This window comes from Bacteroides sp. PHL 2737, from assembly GCF_004115325.2.
Lineage (GTDB): Bacteria > Bacteroidota > Bacteroidia > Bacteroidales > Bacteroidaceae > Bacteroides > Bacteroides hominis.
In genome coordinates, this window is sequence record NZ_CP040630.1 from 1467278 (window position 1) to 1481778 (window position 14501).

The window sequence follows — 14501 nt, forward strand, 5'->3', positions numbered from 1 at the left end:
CTATGTGGCAGAAACCTTGGGGATATAAAGAAGGGTTCGCCATCTGTGGCGGACTTTTTCTGACAGGCATTTTCCTGCAAATGACGTTGGGGAAGTGCACACTTTCCATTCTTTCTTACCCTGTGAATGTGTGTGTAGGGTTGCTATATGTCGTTATCTTGTTATCGACCTACACCTTTTCACAAAAGAGTTATTTTATCCGGTGGATGGGGAGCTGTCAGGCTGCCGTTTCATCCATGGTGTCAGTGGCCGTGCTCACTGTAGTGATGGGACTGATCCGCCAGGTGAAGTCCGATATACCTTTGTCCGGTATTGAAACCTGGTTGGGATTTTCCCAAATGTTGTCCGCCTGTTCGTTTGTGCTGTTGTTCCTCTGGATGGTCACTTTGTTGGGGTTGACCACCATTCGGCGGATTCATCATTTCCATTGGCGGGACGTTCCTTTTGTGCTGAACCATCTGGGACTTTTCCTTGCACTGACCGGAGCTGTATTGGGAAATGCCGATATGGAGCGTCTGCATATGACTACAAAGATAGGACAAGCCGAATGGCGGGCTTCCGATGAAAATCAGAAAATGCGGGAGCTGCCTTTGGCTATCGAGCTTCAGAACTTTACGATCGATGAATATCCCCCGAAATTGATGTTGATTGACAATGAAACAGGTAAAGCACTGCCGGTCGGGAAGCCGGAAAACCTGCTGATTGAAGATGATTTTCATGCCGGGCATTTGCTCGATTGGGAAATCCACATAGAGAAGAAACTCCCTTTGGCAGCCAGTGTAGCGACTCAGGATACTTTGAACTTTGTGGACTTTCCTTCAATGGGAGCTGCTTATGCTGTCTATCTGACGGCAGTGAATGATAAAACAGGCCGGAAACATGAAGGATGGGTGAGTTGTGGCAGTTTTATGTTTCCTTATAAGGCTATCCGTCTTGACGATCAGACCAGTTTGGTAATGCCTGAGCGTGAACCTCGCCGTTTTGCATCCGAGGTGAAAGTTTATACGGAGTCGGGACGCCGTGATTCGGCTACGATTGAGGTAAATAAACCTTTTGAGTTGGAGGGATGGAAAATATATCAGTTAAGTTATGACGAGTCGAAAGGTCGCTGGAGCGATATAAGCGTGTTTGAACTGGTTCGTGATCCGTGGTTACCGGTGGTTTATACCGGTATCTGGATGATGATAGCCGGAGCTGTCTGCCTGTTCGCCCTGTCACAGAAAAGAAAGGAGGACAACGTATGAGTTGGGATCATTTTGTGATATTTGCCATGGCAGCTCTTCTGTGTTGGGCTATCGGTGCCGTTGCCGCATGGAAAGAGAAACGCCAGTTTGTTGTTTATGCAGCCACGTTGGCAGGACTGGCCGTCTTTTTTGCTTTTATCCTTGGGATGTGGATTTCATTGGAACGGCCTCCGATGCGTACAATGGGTGAAACCCGATTGTGGTATTCTTTCTTTTTACCTTTGGCGGGCATCATCACTTATAGCCGCTGGCGATATAAGTGGATTCTGAGTTTCAGCTTTGTTCTTTCGCTTGTATTCATCTGTATCAACCTGTTTAAACCCGAGATACATAATAAAACCTTGATGCCTGCTTTGCAAAGTCCTTGGTTTGCACCGCATGTCATTGTATATATGTTTGCTTATGCTATGTTGGGCGCAGCGGCCGTTATGGCGGTATACCTGCTTTGGATCAAGAAAAAAGCTACCGAAGAACGTGAGATGGAACTGTGTGATAATTTGGTCAATGTAGGACTATCCTTCATGACATTGGGAATGTTGTTCGGAGCTTTGTGGGCTAAAGAGGCCTGGGGGCATTACTGGAGTTGGGATCCGAAGGAAACCTGGGCGGCAGCCACGTGGATAGGCTATCTCTGTTATATCCACTACCGGATGAACAGGCGGCAAAAAGTACGTGTGGCACTTGTCGGGCTCCTCATCTGTTTTGCATTGCTGCAAATGTGTTGGTATGGCATTAATTATCTGCCATCGGCACAGGGAACCAGCGTACATACGTATAATTTGAATTGATAAATCGCTAACTACTAATTACTAATTGAGTTATGAGAATCACGAATCTAATCTGGGCAGCAATGCTTTTTGCACCGCTGTCCGCCTTTGCACAGCAACAAAAGGAGAATCAGTTTACAATTGATGCACAAATACGTACTCGTGGTGAATACCGCAATGGAGTGTTGAACCCCCGTCCCGAAGGCGCAAGTCCGACTTTCTTTATCAACGAGCGGGCACGGCTATCCTTAGGTTATCAGCGCGATCGCCTGCAAATGAAACTTGCTGCACAGCATGTAGGGGTGTGGGGGCAGGATCCGCAGATCGATAAAAACGGACGGTTTATTTTGCACGAAGCTTGGGCACGGCTTGATTTTTCAAAAGGTCTGTTTGCGCAGTTGGGGCGTCAGCCACTCTCGTATGATGATGAACGTCTGCTTGGCGGACTGGACTGGAATGTGGCAGGCCGCTTCCACGATGCATTGAAGTTGGGGTATGAAAGCAAGATGCACAAGTTGCATTTGATACTGGCTTTTAATCAGAATAATGAAGATCGTTCCTATGGTGGCACTTATTATGCTCCCGGTGGACAGCCTTATAAAACCATGCAAACGGTATGGTATAATGGCCGGTGGGCTAAAGATTTCACTGCTTCACTGCTTTTTATGAATACCGGATTTGAAACAGGGACGGAAGAAAAGGGTAAAACTGCTAATATGCAGACGATGGGTACTTATCTGGTGTATACACCCGGGGCATGGTTGCTGAACGGTAGCGTCTATTACCAGTCGGGTAAAAACAAAGCCGACAAGAAGGTATCTGCTTATATGTTCAGCTTGAAAGCCGGGTATAAGATTGATCCAAAGTGGAGTGTAAGCCTCGGCACGGACTACCTGAGCGGAGATCCCGACAGTAAGAAGGTAACTACTTTTGATCCGCTTTACGGGACACATCATAAATTCTATGGAGGAATGGATTATTTTTATGCATCGGCTTATAACAAAGGTTTGTGGGACAAAATACTCAGTGTTGACTTCAAGCCGACCCAAAAGATAGGGTTCTCACTGAATTATCACCATTTTTCTACGACTTATGACGTAACGGCCACAGACGGTAAAGAAGGACGCAGTCTGGGATCGGAGTTCGATTTGCAGGTAGATTATACTTTGATGAAAGATGTAAAACTGACAGCCGGTTATTCGACCATGCTTGGAACTAAATATATGGACATTGTAAAAGGTGGCAGCCATAAGAGCTGGCAGGACTGGGGATGGCTGACACTGAACATCAATCCGCGTATTTTATTTACCAAGTGGTAGGATTGGTACGGGAGAAAATGCTATCTTTGCTAAAAAGACAAGCATTGTGGTAAAAGTAGAGTTTACAGACGAATATCAAAAAATCTTGTGGCAGATATCTTTATTTAAGGATATGGATGTCAGTTTGCAACGTCGGCTGCCTTTGGAACTGGAACTTTCGGTGTACGAGGTTGCCAGGAAAGAGGTCGTATTGAAGCAGGACACCTATTGCAATCATTTGTATGTATTGCTGAAGGGAGAACTGGAGGTCAATATCGTTGATGTGGCAGGAAATCTGGTGAAGGTAGAAGATATCCGTGCTCCCCGTGCTTTTGCCACACCCCATCTGTTTGGCGATAAGAATCTCTTGCCTGCTACGTTTACTGCCAGCGAAGATTCTGTTTTGCTGATGGCTACCCGTACTTCCGTTTTTAAGTTGATCAGTTCCGTACCCGATTTACTGCACCGTTTCCTGTGTGTCACAGGCAATTGTAACAAGTGTACGGTCACCCGTCTGAGGATTCTTTCTTACAAGATGCTGCGCAGCCGTTTGGTTTATTACTTCATGGAGCATAAGACTTCTCCGAATACGGCTATATTGGAGCATAATCAGGTCCAGTTGGCAGAATATCTGGGGGTAACCCGCCCTGCACTTTCGAAAGAAATAAATAAGATGATGAAGGAGGGCCTGATTTCAATCAATAAAAAAGTGGTGACACTGGAAGATATGGTGGCACTTAAAGAATATATTTGAAAGGGCTGTGCCAAGAGTCTTTTCACCACAGATCACCACAGATTATCAATATTGATAATCAATGGCTTAAAATTTACTCTGTGCCTTCTGTGGTGAGTTTCGACACACCCTTCTCAATGCTTTGCTCCAAATCTTGTAGCCTTCCTCCGTCAGATGGAGCCCGTCCGTAGTCAGTTCTTTCCGCATCACATTGCTACCTTTCTCCGTAAATAGAGGGAAAAGGTTGATAAAAGGTATTTTCCTGTCTTTGGCAAGTGCTTCCAACTTACTGTTGATTTCGGGTATCAGGTCGGTTTTACCGGTCATTGTTTTGTATCGTCCGAACGATTCGTTAATGGGTAAAAGGCTCTGCAGATAGAGTTCGGTGGATGGTGATCCGGTTCGTATTTTGTCTATGACCAGAGTAATCAGTTCTACCACACTATCGGCACTCAGGTTGTGTGACACATCGTTTATTCCTGCCATCAGGAAAATCTTCCGGGGAGTGCCGGGCAATATCTGGAAAAGACGTTGGTAAATTCCCATTGCTTCGTCACCAATGATTCCGCGGTTTCTTATATTCTTTTTATTCAGGCGTATGCTCCAGTCTCCGCCGTTTTCGGTGAGGCTATTGCCCACCATTACGATATCCTTCGGTCCGATGGGAGCATCTGCTTCAAATTCCAGGAAACGTTTGTAATAATGATCCGTATATACTTGTGCGGGCGGGCAGATAGAAGCGGCTACTGCATTGGCAACCAGCGAACGGAGGCGGACTACACTGTGTCCGTCTTCAGGATGCACGGCGTTGATGAGCAGGATGACGGCCGTGTCGTTATCTGGGTCAATCAGGATGGAAGTACCCGTATATCCTGTATGCCCGAAGGTGTTCGGCCCGAAGAGATCGCCATGATTTGAGGCATAAGCTGAGAAGACATCCCATCCCGGAGTGCGTCCCAGTCCGGCTACTTCGCGGGGAACGGTACGCATGGTTTTTACCCCCAGTGGGCTGAGAATACGGCGACCATTATATTCGCCCCCATTCAGCAAGGCAGCTGCGAGAACGGCAATATCATTGGCGTCCGAGAAGACCCCTGCATTGCCGGAGATTCCTCCGTTCAGGATGCGCGCCAACGGATCGTGTACCTGTCCGCAGAGTACACTTCCGTCTTTTTGCTTCTCGGTAGGTGCAATCAAATCCATCCAGGGGTAATCTACGGTATTTATCCACTTTCCGTCTTTCTGCTGTACAGTGGGCAGATAATCGGTGTGCTGCATGCCCAGGACATTGAAGATATTCTCTTTGGCAAAGTCCCGCAGGTTTTGTCCGGTAATGACTTCGATGACATGTTGCAAGGTGATATAGTTGAGGCAACTATACTGAAAATTCGTTTGAGGCTTGAAGTCACGTTTGCAAGTGGAAATATACTTCATGAGCCCTTCCGGATTGGGTGAACCGTACTCTTTCTGTAACTCGGCTACCGGTGCGTAAGGTGGAAGGCCCGAAGTGTGAGTCATAAGGTCTACAATGCGGATGTCCTGTTTCTCTCCGTTCTCTCCCTGCCATTCCCGGAAGTCAGGCAGGTAGAGGTTGACGCGATCGAGTAGGCGCAGTTGTCCGCGTTCAATCAGAATCATGGCAGAAACAGCAGTCGACATCGGCTTGCTGCAAGAAGCCATATCGAAGACGGTATTTATCTCCATCGGTTCTATATTGGGATAGATCCGCCGGTTACCATAAGCCTTGAGATAGGCCATTTTGCCATGACGGACTACGGCGAGTACGGCTCCCGGTATTTCTTTGTTAAGGATCGCCTTCTGAATAGCCTCGTCGGCATGCAACAGACGGTGAGAATCCATGCCTACTTGCTCGGGGGCAACGCGTGGCAGAGGTTGTGCGACAGCTTGCAGGCTGCAGAACAGAAACGCCAAAGCGGTGAGCAGAGATTTCGTCCCTTTTCTCTCCTGCAGAGAGATGGGGGAGAAGTGAACTTTGTTTTTCGTATTCATGGTATTGTAAGTTTAGGAGGGTTCGGTTTTGTTATCCGGCTTTATATGCATCCACCGCTTTTTTCACGGAACCGTGCATCAGCAACAGTGCTTTAGCCTTGTCATATTCTAACCCGAGTTCTTCGACAATCATGCGTGTGCCGCGGTCCACCAACTTCTGGTTGCTAAGCTGCATATTGACCATCTTGTTGCCTTTCACGCGTCCCAGTTGAATCATAACCGAGGTTGTGATCATGTTCAGAATCATCTTCTGTCCTGTTCCTGATTTCATGCGCGAACTGCCTGTTACATATTCGGGGCCTACAATCATTTCGATGGGTACATCGGCTTCTGCGGCCATCGGCGAGTTCGGGTTGCTGGTGATGCAACCGGTGAGGATGCCGTGCTCGCGTGCCGCATGCATGGCTCCGATCACATAGGGAGTCGTACCTGAGGCTGCAATACCGATGACGGTATCTTTACTGTTGATGTTATGTTCCGTCAGTTCTTCCCACCCCCGGGTGGTATTGTCTTCGGCATTCTCTACCGGATTACGCAAGGCGGTATCTCCGCCTGCAATCAGCCCGATGATCAATGTGGGAGGCATCCCGAAAGTGGGAGGGATCTCTGAAGCATCGAGAACCCCGAGGCGTCCGCTGGTTCCGGCCCCCATGTAGAAGATGCGTCCCCCCTGTTTCATGCGGGGGACAATCTGTGTGACTAACTTTTCAATTTGAGGAATAGCTTTCTGTACGGCAAGAGCCACCTTTTGGTCTTCAGTATTGATATCTTCCAGTATTTCGCGGACCGACTTCTTCTCAAGATCACTGTAGAGCGAGGGTTGCTCGGAAATCTTGACGAAGGATGTTTTATCTGATTTTTCTATATTACTATTCATGTTTTTGTTCTATAATTCGTATACGTTACTCGTGAAATTTAATCAGTCCTTCCATCGGACTCTTGATAATCGTTCCCAGGTGAATCTCCATTGCCTTACACGCCTCCGACAGTAATTCTTTGTAGTAGAACGCTACTGAACCGATGAAATGGACCCGGGCATGCTGGTAGTCGTATTGCATTACATTGCGTTTCAGGAACTTTTTAAAGCTGTTCAGAACCAGTTCGCGTATGGCCGGTTCATCGAGGTGTTCGACCAGGAATGGAGAGAAACTTGCCAGGAAACGATTTGGAAACGGTTGGCGATATACCCGGTCGATAATTTCGGCAGGCGTCAGGTTGTATTGTTCCAGGAACTTTTCTTTAAGTCCCGGAGTCATTTGATTCTTAAGGATATCGCCTACCAGCAGCTTACCCAAAACCGCTCCACTGCCTTCGTCACCCAGAATAAATCCTAATGGTGATACATTGCTGACTATGTTTTTACCGTCATAATAACAAGAGTTCGATCCTGTGCCCATGATGCAGGCGATGCCCGGTTGATGGCCACACAGTCCCCTGGCGGCAGCAAGCATGTCCGTACTGATCTCAATCTCTCCGCTTACTTGCAGATGCGCAGCTATGGCTTTGCGCACCGTTTCTATTTTGTCGGGGAAAGCGCAACCGGCTCCATAGAAGTGAACAGTCTCGAACTTGTTTGTCTTTAATTGAGGAATCAGGGCGGTTGCTATTTCATTACTGATTTCCTCTTCAGACTGAAAGAAAGGGTTAGTGCCTTTCGTAAAAATCTGCTGGACTAACTGTCCATGCTCTACTACACACCAATCGGTCTTAGTAGAACCACTGTCTGCTATTAGTATCATATCTTTATATATATTTTTTTCTTATACAGGATGTATCCGATACACCAGTTCAGCCCTACGAATAAGATGGCGAATGCTAAAGAACCGGGATAATCGCCGAGCAGGGGTTGGAGGATGATCTTATACACAAATCCGTGAAGGCTGATGGTATGACCGTCATAAGGTATCAGTATGTTGCCCAACAGAATAGAGAGAACGGCTCCGGTCACGTAGATGAATAGTGGGTTGACTCCGAACGATTCGAAGAACCGGCTCCATCGTGTATAACCTTTTACGTCGATAATCCATACGAGGAGTGCCAGGAAACTGGATGCCAGTCCGCAAGTGACAATCGCGAATGTCGGTGACCAGATCTTCTTGCTGATTGGACAGCCGTAGCTGAGTAGGAAACCCGCAAAGGTGAGGATAGTGCCAACCAGGAACAGGCGTTCTATTTTTTCATTGATGTCTTTTACTTCCATCAGCAGTTTGCCTACGCAGAAGCCTATCAGCACATGGGCTATCGAAGGTATGGTGCTTAATACACCTTCCGGATCGATGCCGTTGTCTTTGTACATATGTGCCTCGCCCAATACGGCACGGTCCACCACCGCCAGGATGTTGGTACTGTTGTATTCAAATCCGTTTCCGGTGATCAGGATGATGAAGTAACCGATTAGCAAGGCGGCTATCAGGTATGGGATGTATTTATGCTTCATGATTAAAGCGATGATAGCCGTTGCGCCGTAGCAGAGGGCCAATCGCTGCATGACACCCAGGATGCGAATGTGACCGAAAGTCCAGACTGATTCCCCCAGACGGGAGAAGAATGGAATATCTTCGCCGGATAGTGAATTCCAAGTGTGGCAAAACATGGAGAACCATGCGATTCCCAAACCGATGGCAAAGATCACAATGGTTCTTTTAAGTATTTTCAAGGCTGCAGAATGACTGAATTCGAAGTTATACTTTCTTAATGATATATAGGTGGAAATGCCCATGATGAACATGAAGAAAGGAAAGACCAGGTCGGTCGGAGTCAGGCCGATCCATGCCGCATGACCGAGGGGAGCATATACGTAGCTCCAGCTGCCGGGATTGTTGACCATAATCATTCCTGCGATAGTGATACCCCGCAACACATCGAGGGCAAGTAGACGTTTGTTGGCTGTTTGATTCATTGCATTCTTATTTAAGTGTTAAGTTATTCTTTTGTTTCACGTGGACGAGTGCACTGATCCACCAGATAGGCAATCGATACATAGGGGATGCCGGTGTTAGTGGCTAAACCGATTTCACAGGTGCGGCTGTTTGAATAGCCGATACTGATTCCTGCTTTCTCCAGTTGCGGACGTAGTTTGCGTAAAGCATAAGCGTTGAGTTCCGGCCGGGTGAATCCTTTATCTCCGGCAAAGCCGCAACAACCCACCTCTTCTGGAACAAGCACTTGCGTTGAACATAGTCCGGCCAGTGAAATCAGTGTATTCGACAATCCCATTTTACGCATGGAACATGTGATGTGTACGGCTACGGGACGGTTTGTGGGAGTGAATTCCAGTTTATCCCGCAGGAACGTATAGATAAATTCAGCCGGTTCGTATAGCTTCATCTTTTGGATAGTGGCACGCATACGGTGCAGACAAGGGCTCTGGTCGCAAAGTACCGGATACCGTCCCTGTTCGCTGGCCTCCCATAAGGCGGCTTCCAGTTCAGCCGATTTGCTGTCGGCTATATCCAGCATACCTTTGCTTTCCCAAATGGTTCCGCAACAGAGTTTCTCCATCTTGGGCGGGAAGATGACTTCGTATCCCGCTTTCTGAAGCAGAGAGAGCATTTTGTTAACCAAAGGTTGCTCTACGGGAGAATTTTTTGCCAATCCCATAGTTTGGTTGATGCAACTGGGGAAGTAGACCACCTTGTTCTTTGCATCCGGTGCCTTGTTGTTGTCCTTCTTGTGTATCTTATAGCTCATAGGCATGGCCGGTGTCCATTGCGGAAGTCCCCATACGTTGTGCATCTTTCGAGTAATGGAAGTCATCCTGGAAGTTCCCAGCAGGCTGTGTGTCGCATTGGCAAGTGACAGTACCGGTCGCAGAGCATTTTTTATTCCTGCGAAATGATTGGCGGCAAATTTTCCCGCTTTATAACCGGTGCTGTTGGACGGTAGCTCTGCCTGACGCAGGAGGTGGGTCAGGTCACCGGTGTTGATACCCATCGGACAAGACGTGGCACACAGGCCGTCACCGGCACAGGTCTGATTACCCGGATACCGGTATAACTTGGACAGTGTTTCCAGTAACTGCGGATTTTCCCCGCTTTTTTTCAGGCGTGAGATTTCCCTCTGTATGACAATACGCTGGCGTGAGGAGAGCGTGAATCCGCACGAGAGACAGTTCACTTCGCAGAATCCGCATTCGATACACCGGTCTATCTGGCGTGTCACTTCGGAGCCTTCTCCTATTGTCAATGGCGAGAGAGGCTTGAAATGTTTGATATGGCATTGAGGGTCGTCGTTGAAGATAACACCCGGATTAAATAATCCTTTGGGGTCAAAGAGTTGTTTTACCGCCTTCATGATAGCGAAAGCTTCTTCTCCCCATTCCTGCTTTACGAACGGAGCCATGTTTCGTCCTGTGCCGTGTTCTGCCTTTAATGAGCCGTCATATTTGTCCACTACCAGTTCTTTTATGTCGTTCATCAGGGCTTCATACCGTTTTATTTCAACTTCATTACTGAATGACTGGTTGATAATGAAGTGGTAATTGCCTTCTAACGCATGACCGTAAATGCAGGCGTCATCGTATCCGTGCCGGGCAATGAGCTGTTGCAGTTCGGCTGTCGCCTCGGGGAGGTCTTCAATGTGGAAGGCCACATCCTCAATCAGACAGGTTGTTCCCGGAGGACGGGTTCCTCCTACAGAGGGGAAAATGCCCGAACGGATTGCCCAATATTTGGAATATTCCTCGGGACGGTCGGTAAAGTGGACCGGGATGTAGGTTTTAAATGCCTTTAATGTATCTTCGATGACAGTGATGTTGTGGTTGAGCTCTTCCTGTGTGCGTGCTTTGGTTTCGGTCAATACGGCTGTTAGCCCTTCTCCCGTCGGATCATTCACAGAAGCCAGGGATTTCCAGTCGAGCAGTTCCGCACCTTTTACAATCCACTCCCCATCTGTGTTGACGAGTTTTTTCATGGCTACCACTGCACGGCATGCTTCTTTGATGTCGCTGAAATAGAGCATGGCGCTTGCCTTGTGCGGATAGTCGTATTCCGTTTTCATAGTCACACCGGAAAGGAAAGCTAATGTGCCCTCCGAGCCTACCATCAGGTGGGCAATAATATCGAACGGATCATCGTATACGAGGAAGGGAAGAATATTCAACCCTGTTACGTTCTTGATTGAATATTTATAACGGATACGTGCACTCAGTTCTTTGTTGCTACGTACCTGGTCACGTAGCTCGCAGATGCGGCGGAGGAAATCGGGATGATCTTCTTCAAAGTTTTCTCGGGATTCCTGGCTGGCGGTATTAAGATAATATCCGTCAGGGAGTATGATACGTACCGACAGCAGCATCTTATCACTGTTGGCATGTGTCCCGCAGTTCATGCCCGAAGCATTGTTCATTACGATTCCACCTACCATGGCGCTTTTTATGGAAGCCGGATCGGGAGCAAATTTACGTCCGTAAGGTGCGAGGATCTCGTTTACCCGTTGTCCGATGATACCGGGCTCCAGGTAAATCTGTTCGTGATCGGGTGAGAGTTCGTAGTGATCCCAGCCTTTGCCGGCTATAATCAGAACAGAGTCACTGATGGACTGTCCCGAAAGACTGGTTCCGGCAGCGCGGAAAGTTACCGGTATATTATATCTGTCGGCCAGATAGATCATTTCGAATACTTCATCGTCGTCGATCGAGTTAACTACAATTAGAGGAATCAGTCGGTAGAAACCCGCATCTGTCCCCCATGCCAGGCGATGGAGCTCGTCGGTAAATATTCTATCCTGTGGGATAAATCGGCTGATGTCTCGCAGGAATTCGTCATAGTTTCTTTCCGTTTTCATTGTTTCTTTGTTTGTCGGGCACTCCTCGGTCCCAGTTTTTATTTATACAAATAATACTTCTTCGACAGCCGGCGGAAGTCGTCAACGTCTTTGTACCAATAATCGCGGACGTCTTCCCAGCGGTTGCGCCGACTGAAACGTTCGCGTACTTCTTTGGAGCCACTAACGAGATCGAACATACGGAAACGTCCTTTATCGGCATGGTCGAATACGGCCCGGCCCGGATAGAGTACAGCTATTTCCTGCATCACGTAAAACTGTATCTCGCTTAGTGCAGCTTTATTAAAGTCCACAATATGTACTTGTACGCCTTGCAGATGTTCCCCTTTGCCTACCGAATAGAAGGGTTTGAGGTGCATCGGACGGAATATCACTCCCGGCAGGTTCAGACGGTTCAGGTTATCAGCCAATCTGTCTGCCTCTATCCAAGGAGCGGCAAACATTTGGAACGGAATGGTATAACCCACACCAATCGACATATAGCCCAGTTCGCCGAGTATCCCCGAAACGGGATAGAAGAAAGCGGAATGCGGATGCGGGATGTGTGGGGACGAAGGAATCCATTGGAGTCCTGTCTGTACATAATCCATTTTTCGCTTCCACCCCTTCATTTTCACAACATGCAGGTTGCATGGCCTGCCCAACATTTGTTCTCCATTGAGCATCAGTGCAAGCTCGCCACAAGTAAGTCCGTAAAGGTACGGAATTTTAAATTGGCTGACAAAAGATATGTATCCATCTTCTACGAGATTCCCTTCTATTTTTAATCCGCCTATCGGATTGGGGCGGTCAAGGACAATAAACTCTTTACCATTTTCGGCGGCAGCTTCCATAGCCACTCCCATGGTGCTGATATAGGTGAACGAGCGGCAGCCGATGTCCTGTATGTCATATACCAATACATCAATGTCTTTTAGCATTTCGGGGCTCGGCTTACGCGTTTTGCCATAGAGTGAATAAACGGGTAGTCCGGTAGTGGGGTCGTTCGTGTTATCCACTTTGTCGCCGGCATGCACATCACCCCGTACACCATGCTCCGGTCCGTACAGAGCCACTAAGTTGACATTGGGCGCTTCATGAAGAATGTCGATAGTGGACCGCAACTGATTGTCTACACCGGTCGGGTTGGTGATCAGTCCTACACGTTTCCCTTCAAGACATTTGAAGTTTTGTTCTTTTAGGACTTCAATACCTGTTTTGATACGGATTCCCGGAGGTTTTACACCTGGTTCCATCCCTTGGGAAAGGGGAGTATTGGAAACAAGGATAAAAAGAATGAGCAAAAGTCTCAATATACTTCTTTTATGTGTCATAATCTTATCTTTTTTTAGTTATCCTACCAATGCCTGGAGTAACTTTATTTCTTCTCCTCGGCAATATTCTCTTTTTTCTTCCCATAATCGGGGTCTATCTTGATGAAGGCACATACGGCAATTGTGGCGGCACAACAAGCCATTACCCAAATAAAGAAGTTTTCGTATCCGATCAGTTCCTGTAACCAGCCGGCGGCCATGCCCGGCAGCATCATGCCTAATGCCATGAAAGCAGTGCAGATGGCATAGTGCGCCGTCTTATGTTCTCCGTCAGAGTAGTAAATCAAGTAAAGCATATAGGCTGTGAATCCGAACCCGTAACCAAACTGTTCGATAAATACGCACAGGTTGATGATCACAAAGTTCTGTGGCTGGAAGTAACCCAGATATACAAAGGTGAGGCAGGTCAGCGACAGGCTCCATGCCATTGGCCACAACCATTTTTGCAGTCCTCCTTTGGCTGCACAAATACCGCCGACGATGCCTCCTAATGTCAGTCCGATGATGCCGATGGTTCCGTAAACCAATCCTACTTCGGCGGTAGTCAGTCCTAATCCGCCTTTCTCGACAGGATCGAGCAGGAATGGGTTGATGAGCTTCACTAACTGTGCTTCAGGGAAGCGATAGAATAGCATAAAGAGGATGGCTACTCCAGCCTGTTTTTTGCGGAAAAAAGAGGCAAAGGTTTCTATGAATCCATTGAAAATGGCGCTTGCGCTGTTCTCACCTACTACTGCTTTGTCACTGTCAGGTTTCGGTAATACGCATTTGTGGTAGAGGCAAAAAGCGAGGAACAGTCCTGCAAGGATAAAGAAGGTGATGCTCCATCCGTATTTAATACTGCCTGTCCATATTTCCAGGCCGCCGGCAAGCATCACCAACAAACCTTGTCCGGCAATTGTGGCAATGCGGTAGAAGGTACTGCGTATCCCTACATAAAGTGCCTGGTCTTGTACGTTTAGTGCCAGCATATAAAATCCGTCGGCAGCAATATCATGCGTAGCCGAACTGAAGGCCACCAGCCAGAAGATGGCAAGGGTAGTCTGGAAAAAATTTGGCATGGGTATGGTGAAAGCGATTCCTGCCAGTCCGGCACCAACCAGCAACTGCATGCTGATTACCCACCAGCGCTTGGTTTTCAATAAGTCGACAAACGGGCTCCAAAAGGGTTTGATGACCCAGGGCAAATAGAGCCAGGAGGTGTAGAGTGCAATATCCGTGTTGGAGATACCCAGATTCTTGTACATAATTACCGAAATAGTCATTACGGCTACATAAGGTAATCCTTGTGCAAAGTACAGGGTCGGAATCCATGCCCATGGTGATATGGTCTTGTTTTTCATGATAAGAGT

11 protein-coding genes are annotated in these 14501 nt (G+C 47.6%); 4 read left to right on the forward strand and 7 right to left on the reverse strand.

Going from position 1 to position 14501, the window contains the following annotated elements:
• Positions 1-2 precede the first annotated feature (2 nt).
• The 4 genes from DBK98_RS06105 to DBK98_RS06120 are packed head-to-tail and all read left to right on the forward strand — an operon-like array spanning position 3 to position 4063.
• Positions 3-1244, forward strand: coding sequence for a cytochrome c biogenesis protein ResB (locus DBK98_RS06105; protein WP_005811938.1), 1242 nt, complete (start codon positions 3-5; stop codon positions 1242-1244).
• The gene (gene ccsA, locus DBK98_RS06110) at positions 1241-2032 is read left to right on the forward strand and encodes a cytochrome c biogenesis protein CcsA (RefSeq protein ID WP_005811936.1); all 792 of its coding nucleotides are present in this window, start codon (positions 1241-1243) and stop codon (positions 2030-2032) included. Before DBK98_RS06105 ends, ccsA begins: the two co-directional genes overlap by 4 nt.
• A 32-nt stretch (positions 2033-2064) precedes the next feature.
• Positions 2065-3330, forward strand: a complete 1266-nt coding sequence (locus tag DBK98_RS06115; protein WP_005811934.1) for an alginate export family protein — start codon at positions 2065-2067, stop codon at positions 3328-3330.
• A 46-nt stretch (positions 3331-3376) separates the two neighbouring features.
• Positions 3377-4063 (forward strand): Crp/Fnr family transcriptional regulator, encoded by a 687-nt coding sequence (locus tag DBK98_RS06120; RefSeq protein ID WP_005811932.1) that lies wholly within the window; start codon positions 3377-3379, stop codon positions 4061-4063.
• Between the two features lie 66 nt (positions 4064-4129).
• On the opposite strand, the gene DBK98_RS06125 is transcribed toward DBK98_RS06120, so the two are convergent.
• The 7 genes from DBK98_RS06125 to DBK98_RS06155 are packed head-to-tail and all read right to left on the reverse strand — an operon-like array spanning position 4130 to position 14492.
• Entirely contained in the window at positions 4130-6052 is a 1923-nt protein-coding gene (locus DBK98_RS06125) for a serine hydrolase (protein ID WP_005811930.1), read from the reverse strand.
• 31 nt (positions 6053-6083) lie between these two features.
• Positions 6084-6929, reverse strand: a complete 846-nt coding sequence (murQ, locus tag DBK98_RS06130) for an N-acetylmuramic acid 6-phosphate etherase (RefSeq protein ID WP_005811927.1) — start codon at positions 6927-6929, stop codon at positions 6084-6086.
• 25 nt (positions 6930-6954) lie between these two features.
• A complete protein-coding gene (locus DBK98_RS06135) occupies positions 6955-7791 on the reverse strand; it encodes a BadF/BadG/BcrA/BcrD ATPase family protein (RefSeq protein ID WP_005811925.1) in 837 nt (278 codons plus the stop codon).
• Complete coding sequence (locus DBK98_RS06140) at positions 7788-8951, reverse strand: acyltransferase family protein (RefSeq protein WP_005779079.1); 1164 nt, start codon at positions 8949-8951, stop codon at positions 7788-7790. Before DBK98_RS06140 ends, DBK98_RS06135 begins: the two co-directional genes overlap by 4 nt.
• A 23-nt stretch (positions 8952-8974) precedes the next feature.
• On the reverse strand, positions 8975-11836 hold the full coding sequence (locus DBK98_RS06145; RefSeq protein WP_032535548.1) for an FAD-binding and (Fe-S)-binding domain-containing protein: 2862 nt from the start codon (positions 11834-11836) through the stop codon (positions 8975-8977).
• 38 nt (positions 11837-11874) lie between these two features.
• Positions 11875-13149, reverse strand: coding sequence for an exo-beta-N-acetylmuramidase NamZ domain-containing protein (locus tag DBK98_RS06150; protein WP_005811918.1), 1275 nt, complete (start codon positions 13147-13149; stop codon positions 11875-11877).
• 44 nt (positions 13150-13193) lie between these two features.
• The gene (locus DBK98_RS06155) at positions 13194-14492 is read right to left on the reverse strand and encodes an MFS transporter (RefSeq protein ID WP_005779073.1); all 1299 of its coding nucleotides are present in this window, start codon (positions 14490-14492) and stop codon (positions 13194-13196) included.
• Positions 14493-14501 lie beyond the last annotated feature (9 nt).

Coding starts and splice junctions, on each gene's coding strand:
- DBK98_RS06105 (WP_005811938.1), top strand. CDS start 3: ATGTGGCAGAAACCTTGGGGATATAAAGAAGGGTTCGCCATCTGTGGC.
- DBK98_RS06135 (WP_005811925.1), bottom strand. CDS start 7,791: ATGATACTAATAGCAGACAGTGGTTCTACTAAGACCGATTGGTGTGTA.
- DBK98_RS06140 (WP_005779079.1), bottom strand. CDS start 8,951: ATGAATCAAACAGCCAACAAACGTCTACTTGCCCTCGATGTGTTGCGG.
- DBK98_RS06125 (WP_005811930.1), bottom strand. CDS start 6,052: ATGAATACGAAAAACAAAGTTCACTTCTCCCCCATCTCTCTGCAGGAG.
- DBK98_RS06115 (WP_005811934.1), top strand. CDS start 2,065: ATGAGAATCACGAATCTAATCTGGGCAGCAATGCTTTTTGCACCGCTG.
- DBK98_RS06155 (WP_005779073.1), bottom strand. CDS start 14,492: ATGAAAAACAAGACCATATCACCATGGGCATGGATTCCGACCCTGTAC.
- murQ (WP_005811927.1), bottom strand. CDS start 6,929: ATGAATAGTAATATAGAAAAATCAGATAAAACATCCTTCGTCAAGATT.
- DBK98_RS06150 (WP_005811918.1), bottom strand. CDS start 13,149: ATGACACATAAAAGAAGTATATTGAGACTTTTGCTCATTCTTTTTATC.
- ccsA (WP_005811936.1), top strand. CDS start 1,241: ATGAGTTGGGATCATTTTGTGATATTTGCCATGGCAGCTCTTCTGTGT.
- DBK98_RS06145 (WP_032535548.1), bottom strand. CDS start 11,836: ATGAAAACGGAAAGAAACTATGACGAATTCCTGCGAGACATCAGCCGA.